The sequence below is a fragment of the Micromonospora sp. II genome (genome assembly GCF_001709195.1).
Taxonomy (GTDB): domain Bacteria; phylum Actinomycetota; class Actinomycetes; order Mycobacteriales; family Micromonosporaceae; genus Micromonospora; species Micromonospora chalcea.
In genome coordinates, this window is sequence record NZ_LYXF01000078.1 from 319,080 (window position 1) to 335,890 (window position 16,811).

Annotated in this window: 13 protein-coding genes; 5 read left to right on the forward strand and 8 right to left on the reverse strand. The window is 74.5% G+C overall.

All coding sequences use genetic code 11. The annotated features are described in order from the left end of the window. Positions 1-11 precede the first annotated feature (11 nt). The gene (locus A8711_RS29880; protein WP_043325226.1) at positions 12-1,100 is read left to right on the forward strand and encodes a hypothetical protein; all 1,089 of its coding nucleotides are present in this window, start codon (positions 12-14) and stop codon (positions 1,098-1,100) included. A 159-nt stretch (positions 1,101-1,259) separates the two neighbouring features. Continuing rightward, positions 1,260-1,952, forward strand: coding sequence for a DUF4386 domain-containing protein (locus tag A8711_RS29885; protein WP_069090016.1), 693 nt, complete (start codon positions 1,260-1,262; stop codon positions 1,950-1,952). A gap of 5 nt (positions 1,953-1,957) precedes the next feature. Here A8711_RS29885 and A8711_RS29890 read toward each other — a convergent pair whose 3' ends face one another. After that, positions 1,958-2,737, reverse strand: coding sequence for an SDR family NAD(P)-dependent oxidoreductase (locus tag A8711_RS29890; protein ID WP_043325228.1), 780 nt, complete (start codon positions 2,735-2,737; stop codon positions 1,958-1,960). Positions 2,738-2,823: 86 nt separating this feature from the next. Here A8711_RS29890 and A8711_RS29895 point away from each other — a divergent pair, with 86 nt between their 5' ends. Beyond that, complete coding sequence (locus A8711_RS29895) at positions 2,824-3,663, forward strand: helix-turn-helix transcriptional regulator (RefSeq protein ID WP_064447392.1); 840 nt, start codon at positions 2,824-2,826, stop codon at positions 3,661-3,663. 21 nt (positions 3,664-3,684) lie between these two features. Here the strand turns inward: A8711_RS29895 and A8711_RS29900 are convergent, their stop codons facing one another. After that, on the reverse strand, positions 3,685-4,956 hold the full coding sequence (locus A8711_RS29900) for a cellulose-binding domain-containing protein (RefSeq protein ID WP_069090017.1): 1,272 nt from the start codon (positions 4,954-4,956) through the stop codon (positions 3,685-3,687). A gap of 413 nt (positions 4,957-5,369) precedes the next feature. Here A8711_RS29900 and A8711_RS29905 point away from each other — a divergent pair, with 413 nt between their 5' ends. Beyond that, complete coding sequence (locus A8711_RS29905) at positions 5,370-6,875, forward strand: TldD/PmbA family protein (RefSeq protein WP_043325233.1); 1,506 nt, start codon at positions 5,370-5,372, stop codon at positions 6,873-6,875. Beyond that, entirely contained in the window at positions 6,872-8,245 is a 1,374-nt protein-coding gene (locus tag A8711_RS29910; protein ID WP_069090018.1) for a metallopeptidase TldD-related protein, read from the forward strand. The genes A8711_RS29905 and A8711_RS29910 overlap by 4 nt, the downstream gene beginning before the upstream one ends. On the opposite strand, the gene A8711_RS29915 is transcribed toward A8711_RS29910, so the two are convergent. Genes A8711_RS29915 through A8711_RS29940 form a run of 6 tightly spaced genes read right to left on the reverse strand, consistent with a single transcriptional unit; the run spans position 8,229 to position 16,719 of the window. Continuing rightward, the gene (locus A8711_RS29915; RefSeq protein WP_069090019.1) at positions 8,229-9,011 is read right to left on the reverse strand and encodes a hypothetical protein; all 783 of its coding nucleotides are present in this window, start codon (positions 9,009-9,011) and stop codon (positions 8,229-8,231) included. The genes A8711_RS29910 and A8711_RS29915 overlap by 17 nt on opposite strands. Positions 9,012-9,022: 11 nt before the next feature. Next, positions 9,023-10,750 (reverse strand): ABC transporter substrate-binding protein, encoded by a 1,728-nt coding sequence (locus A8711_RS29920; protein WP_051611101.1) that lies wholly within the window; start codon positions 10,748-10,750, stop codon positions 9,023-9,025. Further along, positions 10,747-12,459 carry an ABC transporter substrate-binding protein gene (locus tag A8711_RS29925; RefSeq protein ID WP_043325235.1) on the reverse strand — a complete coding sequence of 571 codons (1,713 nt, stop codon included), beginning with the start codon at positions 12,457-12,459 and terminating at the stop codon, positions 10,747-10,749. The genes A8711_RS29920 and A8711_RS29925 overlap by 4 nt, the downstream gene beginning before the upstream one ends. Then, positions 12,456-13,688 carry a hypothetical protein gene (locus A8711_RS29930; RefSeq protein WP_043325237.1) on the reverse strand — a complete coding sequence of 411 codons (1,233 nt, stop codon included), beginning with the start codon at positions 13,686-13,688 and terminating at the stop codon, positions 12,456-12,458. The genes A8711_RS29925 and A8711_RS29930 overlap by 4 nt, the downstream gene beginning before the upstream one ends. Continuing rightward, positions 13,685-15,385: an ABC transporter substrate-binding protein gene (locus A8711_RS29935; RefSeq protein ID WP_069090020.1), complete on the reverse strand. Its 1,701-nt coding sequence runs from the start codon at positions 15,383-15,385 to the stop codon at positions 13,685-13,687. Before A8711_RS29935 ends, A8711_RS29930 begins: the two co-directional genes overlap by 4 nt. After that, positions 15,382-16,719 (reverse strand): aminotransferase class V-fold PLP-dependent enzyme, encoded by a 1,338-nt coding sequence (locus tag A8711_RS29940; RefSeq protein ID WP_043325239.1) that lies wholly within the window; start codon positions 16,717-16,719, stop codon positions 15,382-15,384. Before A8711_RS29940 ends, A8711_RS29935 begins: the two co-directional genes overlap by 4 nt. Between the last annotated feature and the right edge of the window lie 92 nt (positions 16,720-16,811).

The following is a 16,811-nucleotide window of genomic DNA, read 5'->3' on the forward strand; positions in this document are numbered from 1 at the left end:
CAGGTGCCGGCATGAGCGACACGACTGTCTCCCCGCCCTCGTACCGGTGCGGGGGTTGCGGGGCCCGGGTGGAGTTCGCGCCGGGCACGACGACGCTCAGCTGCCCGTACTGCGGGCACCGGCAGGAGATCGCCGGCGCGGGCCGCGAGGTGCGCGAGCACGCGTACGCGGATCTCGCGTCGTTGCCCCGCAAGCCGGTGGCGAGCGTCGGGGCGCACACGTTCGTCTGCCCGGGCTGCGGGGCCCGGACGGAGAGCGACGTGCTGGCGCAGCGCTGCCAGTTCTGCGCCACGCCGCTGGTGGCCGACGCCGCGGCGGGCGAGCTGATCGCGCCGGAGGCGGTGCTGCCGTTCGCGGTGGACCGCAACGGCGTACGGACGGCGCTGGGCCAGTGGTGCCGCAGCCGCTGGTTCGCGCCGGGGAGCCTGAAGAAGGTCAGCGAGGCGGAGACGCTGAAGGGCACGTACCTGCCGCACTGGACGTTCGACGCGCGGACCGTGTCGGACTACCGGGGTCAGCGGGGCGAGTACTACTACGTCACCGAGACGTACACGGTGACCGTCGACGGCAAGCAGGAGACGCGGACCCGGCAGGTGCGGCACACCCGGTGGCATCCGGCCGCCGGCACCGTCAGCCGGGACTTCGACGACGTGCTGGTGCCCGCCACCACCCACCTGCCCACCGAGCAGCTGGACAAGCTGGCGCCGTGGCCGCTGACCGAGGCGGCCGCGTACCACGGCGACTACCTGGCCGGATACCAGGCGCTGCGGTACGACACCGAGCCCGAGGCGGGCCTGACCGAGGCGAAGGCGCGGATGGCGCCGGTCATCGAGGGGGACTGCCGGTCGGACATCGGCGGTGACGAGCAACGGGTGTCCGCAGTGGACACCACGTACTCCGACGTGTCGTACAAGCTGATCCTGCTGCCGGTGTGGATCGCCGCGTACCTGCACGCCGGCCGCTCGTACCAGGTGCTGGTGAACGCGCGCACCGGCGAGGTGATCGGTGAGCGGCCGTACAGCGCCGCGAAGATCGCGGCGGCGGTGTTCGCCGCGCTGGTGCTCGTCGCCGTAGTGGTGGCGCTCATGATGAACCGTTAGCGTCGCCGCGCTGTCGTACGCCCACGGGCCACCGGTATCCGTTACCGGTGGCCCGTGCGCATCGCGCGAGGAGTCTGACCGAGCGGCCGATTCGCCGCCGCGCCGATCCGCCGCAGAGTGAGGGAACGACCACCGGCCGAGCGGCGGAGGGCAGCCCCGATGGACTCACTGCGCAAGACGTCGCTGGTCGCGGGCGGGTTCTACCTGCTCACCTTCGTCTCGATCCCGACCCTCACGCTGTACGCCCCGATACGCGAGGCGGACTACATACTCGGCGGCACGCCGGACACCCCTGTCGTCGTCGGCGGCGTCCTGGAGGTGATCGTCGCCCTCGCCTGCATCGGCACCGCGATCGCGCTGCACCCGGTGCTCAAGCGGCAGGGTGAGGCGCGTGCGCTGGGCTTCGTCGCCGCCCGCGTGCTGGAGGCCGCCGGCATCTTCATCGGCGTCGCGAGCATCCTGACCCTGGTCGCCCTGCGGCGGGCCGGCGCCGAACCGGACGCGCTGGTCACCGGCCGGACACTCGTCGCCTTCTACGACTCGGTGTTCCTGCTCAGCCAGGCGCTCCTCCCGGCCGTGAACGCCCTGCTGCTGGGCTCCCTGCTCTACCAGTCCCGCCTGGTGCCGCGCATCCTGCCGGTGCTCGGGCTCGCCGGGGCGCCGCTGCTCGTCGCCTCCGATCTGGGCACGCTGTTCGGCGCCTGGGACCGGCTGTCCCCGGTGGCGGCGGTCGCCGCGCTGCCCATCGCGGTGTGGGAGTTCTCGCTCGGCGTCTACCTGGTCGTCAAGGGCTTCAAGCCGGTCACGGACGGCACGGTCGCGCCCCGGCCGGTCCAGGACGCCACCGTCTGAGCCGGTCAGGCCCGCGCGCCGCCGTCGACCCGCAGCACCGTACCGGTGACGAAGGAGGCGCGGTCGCTGAGCAGCCACGCGGCGGCCTGGGCGATCTCGTCGGGTTCGGCGGCCCGGCGCAACGGGCTGGCGGCGGCGAGCCGCTCGATGATCCCGGGTGACTCCGCGTCCCAGGCGCGCATCATCTCGGTGAGCGTGCTGCCCGGGGCGATCGCGTTGACCCGGATGCCCTCCGGGCCGTAGGTGATCGCCGCGGATTCGGTGAGGCTGTTCACCGCGCGCTTCATCGCGCCGTACGCGGGCAGCGCGGGGTTGCCCATCAGGCTGCCGACGCTGGAGTTGTTCACGATCGCGCCGGTGCCGGCGGTGGCCCGGATCGCGGCGACCTCGGCGACCATGGCGAGCCACGGTCCCTTGAGGTTGACGGTGTAGAGGTGGTCGAAGTCCTCTTCGCGCACCTGGTCCATCGGTCCGGGCGGCACGATCGTCGCGCCGTTGTTGAAGGCGACGTCGAGGCGGCCGTACACCTCGACGACGCGGTCCACGGCGGCGCGCACGCTCGCCGCGTCGGCCAGGTCGCAGACGACGTACTCGGCGGTGCCGCCGGCGGCCCGGACCTGTTCGGTGACCGCCTTCAACTGTTCCTCGGTCCGGGCGGCGAGCAGCACCCGTGCGCCCTCGGCGGCGAACAGCCGGGCCGCCGCGGCGCCGATGCCCCGCCCGGCGCCGGTGATGAACGCGACCTTGTCTGCGAGCAGGCCCTCAGTGGTTCGTGTGGTGTCCATGCGGCAAGCCTGCGGCCGGGCGCGGAGCCCATCCAGGCACCGGCGGTACCTGGCTACCAGCCGCCGCGCACGGGCACACTGGGGTCGTGGACCGACGTGAGCTGGCAGTGTTCCTGCGCAGCAGGCGGGAGCGGATCGCCCCGGCCGACGTGGGCCTGCCCGCCGGGCGGCGTCGCCGCACCCCGGGGCTGCGCCGCGAGGAGGCGGCGCGGCTGGCGTTCATCTCGACCGAGTACTACACCCGGCTGGAGCAGGGCCGGGCTCCGCGTCCGTCGCGGGAGGTGCTGGCCGGGCTGGCCCGCGCGCTGCGGCTGTCCGACGCCGAACGCGACCACCTCCACCACCTGGCCGGGGAGCCGCCCGCGCCGCCGCCCGGGCCACCCCGGGAGGTACGGCAGAGCGTGCTGGACCTGCTGCACCGGCTGCCGCAGGCGGCGGCGTTCGTGACCTCCGCGACGTTCGAGGTGATCGCCTGGAACGACCTCGCGGCGGCGCTCATGGAGGACTTCTCCGCGGTGTCCCGGCGGGACCGCAACCTCGTCCGCCGGGCGTTCCTCGGCCCGCACCTGATGTACGGCGTGTCGGACGCGAGCGAGTTCGCCCGCCACTCGGTCGGGCGGCTGCGCGCCGCCGCGGCCCGCTATCCGGACGACCCGGAGATGGCCGCGCTGATCGCGGACCTGCTCGCCGGCAGCGCGGAGTTCGCCCGCCTGTGGGCCTCCCACGACGTCGGCGGCGCGCGGACGCTGTGCAAGACGTTCCGGCACCCGCTGGTCGGGCCGGTGACTGTGAACTGCGACGTCCTCGACATCACCGACCGCGACCAGCAGGTGGTCATCTACACCGCCACGCCCGGCTCGCCCTCGGAGGAGGCGCTGCGGCTGCTCTCCGTGATCGGCACCCAGCGCATGACCGCCGAGCGCTGAGCCGGCCGCCCCGGCGGACCGTCAGCAGCCGATGCGGGTGGCGCCCATCGCCACGTCGTCGTACCAGAGGGTGTCGGCCCCGCCGCCGTAGCTCTCCCAGCCCAGCTTCAGGTCGGTGAGCTGCGGTCGCCAGGTGCGGTTGTACCACTGGCCGTCGATGTCGTGCGTCGGTACGCCGTCGGCGGTCAGCCCGGTGACTGCGACGCCGTCCAGCCAGGTGCGGAGCTGACCGGCCGAGCCGTCCACCATGAACTCCAGGCAGGCCCAGCGGTTGGTGGGCAGCGGCACGCTCTGCGCCACCCCGGCCGGGCTCTGCTCGGGCAGCGTGGCGTCGTCGGAGGCGCGGTTCCACTGCAGGGCGCCGTTCTGGCCGCCCAGCCGCAGGTCCCGGTTGCCGTCGGCGGCGTCGGACATGGTGATCATCGTGGTGTGGTCGGTGGGCTGGGCGGTGGTGTGCCGCACCCAGATCCGGGCGTACCTGACGCTGCCCAGGGCGCTGAGGTTCTTCGTGGTCCGCACGAACACGTGGTTGCAGTAGCCGGCGGCGCCGTTGATCCGGATCGCGCGGCTGCCGCTGTGCGTGGTGGTGGTGTCCACCGTGGCCGTGCCGGCGCCGGAGCAGTCCGGGCTCACCACGCTCCAGTCGCCGGACGGCGTCGAGCCGGTCTGGTTCTCGAAGCCGTCGCAGAGCACCGCCCCGGCGCATCCGCTCGGCGGCGGGGTGGTCGGCGGCGCGCTGGTGGGCGGCGCCGTCGTGGGCGGCGCGGTGGTCGGGGGCGCGGTGGTCGGCGGGGCGGTGGTGGGTGGGGCGGTCGTCGGCGGGGCGGTGGTCGGCACCGCCGTGGTGGGCACGACTGTCGGCGACGGCGCGGCGCCGTTGCACGGCACGCCGTTGAGCGTGAACCCGCCCGGCGCGCCGCCGGCGGCGCTGAACGTGCCCTGCACGCCGAACTCGGTGGAGCCGCCCGCCGGGATGCTGCCGTTGTACGACATGTTGCGGGCGGTGACCGTCGCGCCGGACTGGCTGACGGTGGCGTTCCAGCCGTTCGTGACGCGCTCGTCGCCGGCGTACGTCCAGGTGACCGTCCACCCGGAGACGGCGGTGTCGCCGGGCGAGACCTTGACGCTCGCGGTGAACCCGCCGGGCCACTGGTTGGGTGTGTAGTCGACCCGGCAGCCCTGCGCCGCCGTGGCCGGGCCGGCGAGCAGGGCCGTCGCGGTGGCCGCCACAACGGCGGCCAGCGCGGTCACCGCCGCCAGGGCCGGGCCGGAACGGGTACGGAGAATCGTCATGGGAAGTCCTTCTGCGTCGGGCGGCGCGACGCGACGACGCGCGTCCGGACGGACGGCGGCGCGGCGACGCGCTCGGGTGGCGGCGCGTCGATGCGCCACTGTGAGAAGTCGGTGCGTACGACCGACGTGCCCGGCTCGGGACAAACCTGTCAGCCGCCGGCGGCCCGGTCGTGCGGACCTCGGCGGCGCCCGCCCTCAATCTATTGAGCGATGCCAATCAATTCAAGCGCGCCCCGGCGCGGCAGCGGTCTTCTTCCCGATTGCTCTGTTGCGCGGCGACGGCGCTGGTCGGCCGCCCGGCCGCCACGCGGGCCCTGTGCCGGGGCGGCACGCGGCACTAGTCTCCTCACCGCAACCCCCGGGCCGCCGCGCCACCGGCGCGGACGGCGGCACCCCGGCGACCGGAGGCGCGTGTGCCCGACGAGATCGACGACTCCTTCCTCGCTCTTCCGCTGGCCCGCCTCGCCGACGCCGCCCTGTCCCGGGCCCGGCAGCGGGGCGCGCGATACGCCGCGCTGCGGGTGCAGCGGGTCCGCTCCGGGCGCACCGTCGTGCACGACGGGGCGCTGCGGGCAAGCGAGGAGGAGACCGAGACCGGCCTGGCGGTACGGGTGCTGCACCGGGGCGCGTGGGGCTTCGCCGCCACGCCCGAGCTGACGCCGGAGGCGGCGGTACGCGCCTGCGACGACGCGCTGGCGCTGGCCCGGGCCTGCGCCGACGTCGGCGGCGCGCCCGTCGCGCTCGCGCCCGAGCCCGCGTACCCGGAGGCGACCTGGCGCTCGCCGTACCGGATCAACCCGTTCGAGGTGCCGGAGAGCGAACGGGTGGAGCTGCTGAGCCACTGGTGCGCCGGGCTGCAGGCACACGAGTCGGTGGCGCACGTGCTGGCCCGCGCCACCGCCGCCCAGGAGAACACGTACTACGCCGACCTGGACGGCACCCGCGTCACCCAGCAGCGCGTCCGGGTGCACCCGCAGGTGCTGGCGGTGGGCCGGCGCCCGCGCGACGGCGGCGTCCAGACGCTGCGCACCGTCGGCCCGCCGGTGGCCCGCGGCTGGGAGTACCTGCACGGCGAGGGCTGGGACTGGGCCGGCGAGCTGGCCGAACTGCCGGCGCTGCTGGCCGAGAAGACGCAGGCGCCGGCGGTGCGGCCGGGCCGGTACGACCTGGTGATCGACCCGTCGCAGCTCTGGCTCACCATCCACGAGTCGGTCGGGCACGCCACCGAGTACGACCGGGCCCTGGGCCACGAGATGTCGTACGCGGGCGGCACCTTCGCCACGCCCGACGCCGCCGGGCGGCTCCGGTACGGCTCGGCGCTGATGAGCGTGGACGCCGACCGGTCGGCCCCGCACGGGCTGGCCACGGTCGGGTTCGACGACGAGGGGGTGGCCGCGCAGTCCTGGCCGCTGATCGAGGCGGGTGTGCTCGTCGGGTTCCAGCACGACCGGGCCTCGGCCGCGCGGGCCGGCCTGCCGCGCTCCGCCGGCTGCGCGTACGCCGAGTCGTACCGGCACACGCCGATGGCCCGGATGCCGAACGTGTCGCTGCGCCCGGCGGTGGACGGGCCGGACACCGCGGCCCTGATCGCGGGCGTGACGGACGGCTTCTACCTGGCCGGCTCGGACAGCTGGTCGATCGACATGCGGCGGCGGCAGTTCCAGTTCACCGCCCAGCGCTGGCACCGCATCCGCAACGGGCGGCTGGCCGGGCAGGTGTCCGGCGCCGCGTACCAGGCGGAGACCACCGCGTTCTGGTCCGCGCTGTGCGGGCTGGGCGGGGAGGGCACGTGGCTGCTCTCCGGCGCCGACATGTGCGGCAAGGGTCAGCCGGTGCAGGCGGCAGCGGCCAGCCACGGCTGCCCGTCCGCGGTGTTCCGTGGCATCGACGTCGTCGACACCGGAGGGCGGGACGGGTGAGCGGGATCCAGGACGCCCTGGAAGCGGCGCTGCGGCACCGGCGTGACGCCGACGAGCTGCTGCTGATCGCGGACGAGACGGCCGCCGCGCACCTGCGCTGGGCGGGCGACGCGCTGACCACGAACGGCAGCGTCCGGTCCCGCCGGGTGACAGCGGTGGCGGTACGCGACGGCGCGGCCGGCGTACACGTCGGGCTGGTCGGGCACGGCGGCGCGCTCGGCGACGCGCTGCCCGGCCTGGTCCGCGCGGCCGAGCGGGCCGCCCGCGACGCGCCGCCCGCCGCCGACGCGACGCGGCTGCCCGAGCCGTGGCGGACGCCGTCCTGGGCGGAACCGCCCGGCGGCACCTCGGTCGAGGCGTTCGGAGACGTGCTGCCCGGCCTGGCCGACGCGTTCGCGGCGGCCGGGCAGCGGCGGCTCTACGGCTACACCGAGCACCGGGTGGTCACCACCTACCTCGCCGCGTCGACCGGCGCCCGCCTGCGGCACGCGCAGTCCACCGGCCTGTTCGACCTGAGCGTGCGCGACGGCGACGACTCGGCGTGGGCCGGTGTGACGGCGCCCGACCTGACCGGACTGGACGTGCCGGCGCTCGCCGCCGAGCTGTCCGCCACGCTGGCGCGGCCCGGCCGCCGGGTCGAGCTGCCGCCGGGACGGTACGAGGTGCTGCTCACCCCGAACTGCGTGGCCGACCTGATGCTCCACCTCTACCTGGCCGCCGGGGCGCGCGGCGCGCTGGACGGGCGTACCGCGTTCAGCCGCCCGGACGGCCGGCTGCCGCTCGGCGAGCGCCTCACCGCGTTGCCGCTGACGCTGCGCAGTGACCCGGACCATCCGCTGCTGCCCTGCGCCCCGTTCACGGTCAGCCGGGGCACCGACGACCTGACCGCAGTGGTCGACAACGGGCTGCCGCTGCGGCCGACCCGCTGGATCGACGAGGGTGTGCTGACCGCGCTCGTGCAGACCCGGCACACCGCCGAGCAGACCGGCGCGCCGCTCACCCCGATGGTGGACAACCTGGTGCTGGAGGGCGGGCCGGACGCGCCGACGCTGCCCGAGATGGTGCGCTCCACCCGGCGCGGCCTGCTGCTCACCTCGCTGTGGTACCTGCGCGACGTCGACCCGGCGTCGCTGCTGCTGACCGGCCTCACCCGCGACGGCGTGCGGCTGGTCGAGGACGGCGAGATCGTCGGCACTGTGCACAACTTCCGGTTCAACGAGAGCCCGCTGTCGCTGCTGGCCCGGGCCACCGAGGCCGGGCGGCCGGTGCCGGCGCTGCCCCGGGAGTGGGGCGACTACTTCACCCGGATGGTGATGCCGCCGCTGCGGGTGCCCGACTTCCTGATGTCGGCGGTCAGCCCGGCGACGTGAACAGCGCGGCGAACCGGTTCAGGGTGCGCCTGTCGTACACGAGCTGTTTCTGCGGCGGGTACGGACGCCGTGGCGGCGGCACGTACCCGGGCTCGCCGCGCCGGGGCAGCGTCCCGTCCGGGCGGCGCAGGTGCGGCCCGTGGAAGAACCAGCAGAGCTGGCCGACCAGCTCGGCGAAGACCAGCGGGTGCAGGTCGGGCGGGTACATCGCGAGGTGGCAGCGGGTGGCCCGGAACTCGCCGCGCGGCCCGAACGTGTTGCCGAACAGGACGTGTCCGAAGACGTCGTGCACCGCCCGGAAGATGTCGTTGTGCAGCAGTTCCTCCCCGCCGGCCCGGACTCCGGCGGGGGCGCGCAGCGGATGGTCGCCGTCCGCGCCGGCCGGCCCGTGCCCGTGGCGGGTGAGGAAGACGTGCAGCAGGCCGGTGGCGCGGACCCGCGCGATCAGGTCCCGCGAGTCCCGGTACGGCTGCCCCGGCCCGGTCCACGGCAGCACCCGGATGCCCGCCTCGCCGATCAGCCGGAACTGCCGCAGGTTCTCCGCGGCCAGCCGGGCGTACCCGCGGGCCGTGCCGGCGGTGACCATCGGCGCGGCGTCGTAGCGGTCGGCCACCTCCCGGCAGAAGTCCTCGTCCAGGCGCAGCGGCTCGGCGGCCAGCCGGTCCAGCCGGACGGCGGGCACGCCTGCGCGCGCCGCCGCCCGGTCGGCGTGGGCCTGGGCCAGCTCGCCGAGACGTACGGTGAGACGGTGGTCGTCGCCGCTCATCGGCCCGGGCGTCAGTCCTCCCCCAGCCACAGGTTGGTCAGGTCGCCGTTGAGCACCGGGTACGGCAGCCAGTTGCGCACCCGGTGCCCGCGCAGCCAGTACTGGTGGGCGAAGAGGATCGGCACCACCGCGCAGTCGCGCAGCACCTCCCGCTCGGCGGCCCGCCAGTGCTCGTTCGCGGCCCTCTCGTCGGCGCAGCTCAGCGCCGCGTCGATGTGCTCGTTGACGACCTCGTTGTGGTAGTGGCCGAAGTTCGACCCCCAGTCGTCGTTGCCGGAGACGCCGGAGCTGTCGAAGAGGGCCTGGAGGTAGACGCGGGCGTTGTTGCCGTGCCAGTCCGGCTCCCAGCCGGACAGCGCCACGTCCCAGCGGCCCTCGCGGGCGCCGTCGGCCCGGCCCAGGTATGTGCCGAACAGCTCGGTGATGCCGGCCGGGACGAGGTCGAGGGTGATGCCGGCCCGGGCGGCGGCGGACCGGACCACCCGCGCGGTCTCCGGGTGGATGTCCCGGTCCCGGTAGACCAGCTTCAACGTGAGCCCGTCGGGGTAGCCGGCGTCGGCGAGCAGCCGGCGGGCCAGCTCCGGGTCGCCGGCGCCGTCGTTCGCCGCGTACGGCGCGAACGGCCGGTGCGCGCGGCACAGCGGCGGCAGGATCTGCTCGGCGATGTCGTTGAGGCGACGCCCGCCCCAGACCTCGGCCACGGCGGTCTTGTCGATCGCGTACTGCAACGCCTCCCGTACCTCCCGGCGGCCCAGCGCACCGCCCTCGTTCGGGCTGAGCACGTTGATCACCAGGTACGGGCTGAACAGACCGGCCGGGCAGACCTCCAGCCGGGGGTCCCCGGCGGCGAACATCTCCGGCAGCCGCTCGGTCAGCGGCTGGATGTCCCACAACATGTCGGCGTCACCGAGGATCACCATGTCGTGGCAGGTCTTCTCGTCCAGCCCCTGCCGCACCTCGATGCGGTCCACGTGGGCGGCACGGACCGGGTCGGTGGCCGGGTCCCAGGTGCGGCTGCGCTCCAGCGTGATCAGCCGGTCCGGCTCGTAGGCGGTGATCCGGTACGGCCCGATCGAGCCGAGTCGCTGGTCCAGCTCGGGGCTGCCGGGCACGAACCAGAGGTACTCCTCCGGCGCCGGGGAGGCGAACGGCAACGCCAGGAGGTTGAGGAAGTCGGAGGTGGGGCGGCGGGTGATCAGCTCCACCGTCCGGTCGTCGAGCACCCGCAGCCCGGGCACCTCGGCGGCCTCCAGGTAGGGCGCCACCACGTTGAGGTCGCGGGGCAGGGTGAGCAGGTCGTCGCGGAACTCGGCAAGCCCTTCGACGGTGCTCAGGTAGTAGGGCAGGCCGGGGCTGGGCGCCATCGGGTGGGCCAGCCGCTTGATGCCGCGTACCACGTCGGCGGCGGTCAACGGCCGGGGTCCGTTGGGCAGGTCCCAGCGCAGCCCGTCGCGCAGCGTGAACCGGTAGCGGCGGCCCTCGGCGTCGTACGGCCCGTCCGCCGCCACCGCCAGGTCCGGCACCAGGTCCCCGGCCCGCCGGTGGTCGCGGGTCGACGGGTAGGTGACCAGCTGCCGGGTGTACGCGCGGACTATCCCCCGGGTCACCGTGTGGTACGCCAGCGCCGGGTCGAGGTGGTCGACGTCGCCCGCGCCGACCAGGGTGAGCGTGCCGCCGCGGCGCGGGCCGTCCGCGCCGGGGATCAGTCCGAGGTCCGTCGATGCGTCTGCCGTGGTCATGCGGACTCCTCCAGCCAGAGGTTGGACAGGTCGAACCAGCGGTCCACCGTGGGCATGGCGATCGCGTTGCGGACCCGCCGGCCCTTGCGGTGCGGGATGGTCGGGGCGTGCACGAGGATCGGCACGATCGCGGCGTCCCGCATGACGCACAGGTCGACCTGGTGCCACAGTTCGGTGGCGCGGGCCCGGTCGGTGGCGCCGAGCGCCTCCTCGATCAGCCGGTCGACCTCCGGATTGCTGTAACCGCCGTAGTTGCTGGTGCCGCGGGACGTGTTGGTCTGGAACATCGGCTGGACGTAGGTGCGCCCGTTCGGGCCGAACCAGTCGGGCGTCCAGGACGGGGCGGAGATGTCCCAGGCGCCGGCGCGGGCGTTGGCCGGGTCGCGCAGGAACTGGTAGTACTCGGCGTGGCCGAGCGAGACCAGACGGACGCTGATGCCGCCCTTCTCCAGGTCGGCGGCGTAGGAGCGGGCCACCTCCGGGTTGGCGTCCACGTCCCGGTGCACGGCGGTGAGGGTGAGCCCGTCCGGGTAGCCCGCCTCGGCCAGCAGCGCCCGGCAGCGCTCCGGGTCGCCCCGGTCCCCCGGTGTCGGGTACAGGTTGAAGTCGACGTGCCCGTCGTTGCCGGGCGGGATCGCCGTGTGCCCGGACAACATCACCGTCCCGGCCTCCAGGCCGTGGTAGATCTCGGCGATCGCCGCCTTGTCTATCGCGTACGCGATGGCCTGGCGCACCTTGAGCTTGCTCATCGCCCGGTCGGCGTTCGGGCTGAGCAGGTTGAACACCAGGTACGGGTTGAGCGCGTAGCCGAGGTCGTTGCCCGGGTCGGTGGGCGCCACGTCGTACGGCTCGGTGATCGGTGACGCCCAGGACAGGTCGGCGCGGCCACTGTCGATCACCTCCCCCACCTGCTGCGGGCTGGCGATCTCCATGGTCACCTCGACCCCGTCCAGGTACTGCTGGCGCACCGGGTCGGACGCCTTGCGCCACACCGGGTTGCGGTCCAGCCGCACCGACTCGCCGTGGGCGTAGTGGGTGATCCGGTACGGCCCGTTGGAGCGCACCCGCCGCCGGAACTCCGCGCTGTCGGGCAGCACCTCGTCGTACTCGACCGGGGCGGCGGAGGCGCACTGCAGCGCCAGGATGTGCAGGAAGTCCACCGCCGGGCGGATCAGGTCGAAGACGATCGTCCGGTCGTCGACCGCGCGGACGCCGGCGATCTCGTGGTTGTTCTGGAACGCGGCCAGCTCGGCGGCGGCCGGCTCGGCCGAGGTGATCGCGGCGGCGTACGCGTCGCAGTACTCGGCCATACCCCGGATGGTGCTGGTGAAGTAGCCGATCCCGCCGGCCTGCAACACCGGGTTGGCCATCCGCTTGAAGCCGCGCACGAAGTCCCCGGCGGTCACCTCGCGGGGCGGGTCGGTGTCCCAGTACACGCCGGGGCGCAGCCGGATCGTGTAGCGGGTGTGGTCGGCGCTGATGCCGCCGTTGTCCACTGTCGGCACCGCCTCGGCCACGTCGGGCACGGGCGTGACGGCCGACGGGTCGCGCAGGTCGGCGACCGGCCGGTAGGTGAACAGCTGGCGGGCGAAGAGCCGGATGATCTGCCCGCCGAGCATGTAGTAGGCGCAGGCCGGATCGAGATGGTCCATGCTGCCGGGCCCGTAGAGCCGCAGGATTCCCCCGTACCGGGGCTGGCCGCCGTTCATCGACACACACCTTTCGTCGTCTCTGCGGTCCCCGCCACGTCGGCGCGCAGCTGCGACGGCAGCAGCGGCTCCCGCAGCAGCGTGTCGAAGCGGTCGGCGAGGCTGGTGTCCGGCTCGCGGGCGGCCAGCCAGGCGTCGACCAGCCGGCCGCCCTCGGAGTAGGTGACTGAGTACGCGCGCCACAGCGGGTCGGCGGCGAACGTGACCATCTGCTCGGCCCGGTCGGGTGGCAGCAGCATCCACCGCCGCAGGTAGGCAAGTGCCTCCGCCCGGTCGCCGCCCTCGTCGTGCAGGAGCAGGGCGGCGTCGATGCGGGCCGGCAGCAGGCGCACGATCAGGCCGCGCATCCGCTCGACCCGCTCGCCCTCGACGTGGACGCCCTCCCCGGCCAGGATGCCGGCGGTCCACTCGCCCCAGCCGGGGCCGAGCACCGCGTCGACCGCCGCCTCGGCCAGGCCCTCGGTGACCAGGCACCGGGGTGTGTCGACCAGGGCGATGGTGTGCTCGTCCTGGCCGCCGTCGCGGACCAGGCCGGCCTCCTTCAGGCAGTGCTCGGTGTGGTGGCCGGGGTACGACTCGTGCGCCACGATGATCGGCAGCGCGGCCACCGACCGGCCGCTCGCCGCGTTCAGCGCCACGGCGGAGCGGAAGCCGCCCAGGTAGCTGTTGTACGCGTTCCACGGCGCGTCCCGGACCACCGTGTACTCGACACGCTCGGTCCCGGGCAGGCCGAACCGGTCCCGGGTCCGCTCGCGCAGCGCGTCGGAGACCGCCTGCACGCAGCGGTGCAGCCGTTCCGGCGGGACGGTGTTGCGCCGGTAGAACTCCTCCACCCGGTCCACGAGCGGTCCCGGCCCGGGCAGCAGCGCGTCGATCTCGTCGTGCACCGCCGCGTACCGCTCCGGCGGGGTGCGGGTCACGTCGACGTCGTAACAGGCGCGCACCTCCTCCCGGAACGACATCGGCGTGCCGGCGAGCCGGTCGGCGACCGCGCGCAGCGCGGCGAGCTGGGCGGTGAGGTACCGGCGGCGGGCCGGTTCGAGGTCGCTGTCGTCGAGGGCGGCGAGCGTCCGGCCGGCCTGGCGGGACAGCTCGCGGGGGTCGGGCGGCGGTTCGGCGGCGACCTGGTCGCGCAGCGCCGGGTCACCGTAGTAGCAGTCGACGAGCCCGTCGACCAGCCGGCCGAGGCGCAGGCCGAGCAGCAGGTAGTCGCGGACCAGCGGGTTCACTCGTCCACCCCCGGGCGTGCGGCGGTCAGGTCCACCGCGTACCCCTGCGGGGGCAGCGGCGTGATCCCGTCGACCCGGTCCGGTCGCCTCGGCGCGGCCACCGGCGCCCGGTGCAGGATCGGCACCACCGCCACGTCGGCGACCGCGCGCTCCGCGGCGGCCCGCCAGGCGGCGTCGGCCCGCCACGGCTCCGGCGCGTCGAGCGCCCGCTCGATCAGCGCGTCCACCTCGGGTGCGGCGTAGCCGCCGTGGTTGGCGCCGCCGGGCACCGGGGTCGCCTGGAGCATCGCCTGCGCGAAGACCCGCCCGTTGTGCTCCAGCCAGTCGGGTACGCGCGCCGCCACCGCGAGCTGCCAGCCGCCGGCGGTGGCGGGGGCGCGCAGCGCCTCGGTGTACGCGGCGTCGGCGAGCCCGACCGCCCGGGTCGGCAGGCCGGCCCGGGTGAGGTCGCTCGCGCAGGCGTGCGCCACCTCGGGTCCGAGGCCGGAGTGCGGGTGGATCAGGACCAGCGGCGTGCCGTCGGCGTGGCCCGCCGAGGCGAGCAGTTCACGGGCCCGCGCCGGATCACCGGTGGGGTACGGATCGGCCGTGTCGTGCCCGGCGTTGCCCGGCGGGATCAGCGAGCCCGCGATCCGTACCGGCACGCCGGGGCGGTGCCGCCGGTACAGGTCGGCCACCGCGGCCTTGTCCACGGCGAGCGCCACGGCCTGCCGTACCCGGGGGTCGGCCCAGACCGGGTCGCGCAGGTTGAGCAGGAGGTACGGGTCGAGCGCCCAGCCGAGCGCGCCGTCGCCGTCGACCGGCTCGGCGGCTGGCAGCCCGCCGACTGCGGGCGCGACCGGCACCTCGGCCGGCGCGTCGGTGGGCTCCGCGTCGGCGCGGCCGGCGCCGTCGCTCAGGCGCAGCTCCACCCGGTCGGCCTCGGCCCGCCGGTACGGGTCGGCGGCGGGCTCCCAGGCCGGGTTGCGGACCAGTTCGACCCATTCGCCGGGCCGGTGCCGCCGCACCCGGTACGGCCCGTTGGCGCGCAGGTGGGCGGCGGCCTCGGGGCTGCCGGGGACGAACGCGTCGTGCTCGACGGGCACCGCCGACGCCGCGGGCAGCGCGAGCATGTGCACGAAGTCCAGCGCCGGCCGGGCCAGCTCGATGACGAGCGTCTCGTCGTCGAGCGCGAAGACGCCGGGGATCTCGTGCGCGTTCTGGTACGCGGCCAGCGTCGCCGCGTCCCCGGCCCGGTGGGTGGCCTCCGCCGCCCAGGCGGTGGCAAAGTCGGCGAGGCCGCGCACGGTGCTCGCGAAGTACGCGAGCGACGGTGAGGGCCGGACCGGGTTGCACATCCGTTTGAAGCCGCGGACCACGTCGTGCGCGGTGACCGGACGCCGGTCGGGGGTGTCCCAGCGGACGCCGGGGCGCATGTGGAACACGTAGCTGCGATGGCTGGCGCCGAGCCCGGCGTTCCAGGTGGAGGGGACCTCCAGGGCGAGGTCGGGCACCGGCGTGACGGCCTGCCAGTCGCGGACGTCCCGGGCGGTCTGCCAGGTGACGAGCTGCCGGGTGTGCAGCCGGACGAACGGGGCCGCCGACGCGGGGGCGCAGCTGGGGTCCAGCGGTGCGGCGTCGGTGGGCGCGACCACCCGCAGCACGCCGCCGCGCCGCCGCGCGGTGGCCGGCTCCGGCCGGTACGGGGCGACGGTCATGACAGCTCCCGGACGAGGTCGGCGATGGCGTCGACGGCGAGGTCGACCTCCTCGGCGGTGTTGTAGAGGTGGGTGCAGATCCGGGCGGCGTAGTGCTGGTGCGGTGAGCCGGCGACGTCGAACTCGGTCCACCGGGTCCAGATCCGGTGCCGGCTCTCCAGCTCGTCGACGAGGCGGGCGAATTTGGTGATGTTCCAGCCGTCGGCCCGGTCGGGGAACGGGTTGAACGCCACCAGCGGCGCGGTCAGCCGGTCGTCGGTGAGCGGTGAGTACAGCGACTCGACGCCGAACCGCTCGACGATCCGGGCGCGGGTGTGCGCGCCGAGCGCCACCGCGTGCCGCTCGATCCGGTCCCGGCCGATGCGGTCCCACAGCTCGCACGCCTTCGCCAGGGCGGCGCCCCGGGCGATGCTGGCACTGCCGGCGCTCTGCAGGTAGTCGCCCATGTTGTAGCTCTCCACCCGGGTGGTGGTACGCGGTGGCGGGGCGCCCATCATCGGGTACCAGGTGGAGATGACCGGCCAGAACGTCGGCAGCGGCAGCGGGTTGTGCTCGGGGTGGACCTTGTTACGGACGTAGAGCAGCCCGGTGCCGAGCGGCCCGCACTGGAACTTCGAGCCGGAGCAGGTGACGAAGTCGGGTCCGAGCGCGCGCAGGTCGGTGTCGAACAGGCCGGGCAGCAGCGCGCCGTCGACCACTGTGGTCAGGCCGTGTTGCTGGGCCAGGTCGCAGAGCTGGCGCACCGGCATCCGGGTGCCGGTGAACAGCGTGACGGCGGCGAACGCCAGCACCTTCGTCCGCGGCGTGATCGCCCGGGCGAACATGTCGACGATCTCCTCGGCGGTGACGTCCGGCCCGACCGGCGGGGTCAGCACGGTGAGCGTGATCCGGTGCCGGTTGCGCAGCAGGTTGAAGTTGGACAGCACCGAGTAGCACTCGTGGCTGGTGGTGATGACCTCGTCGCCCTCGTGCAGGTCGAGCCCGTTGATGACGCGGGCCACCCCCTCGGTGGCGTTGTGGCAGATCACCATCTCGTCCTGGTCGACGCCGAACGCCCGGCCGATGGCGGCGCGGTGCTCGGGGTACATGCCGGGCGGGTAGACGTTGCGCAGTCCGCCGTTCCACTCCCGGGTCACCCGGTCGTTGACGTCCAGCACCTCGTACGGCATCACGCCGATGGTGCCGGTGTTGAGGTGGACCGCGTCGGGCTCCATCGCGAACAGCGACCGCAGCTCCGCGAAGGAGGCGGCGCGCAGCGGGTCGGCCGGTGCGGGCGGCCCGCCGGTGCGGGCGGCCGTCGTGGTCGCGGGGTCGTCGGTCACGCTGACGCGCATGGCGTCCCTCCTGTCAGGAGCTGGCACCCGCCAGCGAATTTACCATATGATTCTCAAGTAAATAGTCGACCCGCTGCCCGCCCCGTCCGACC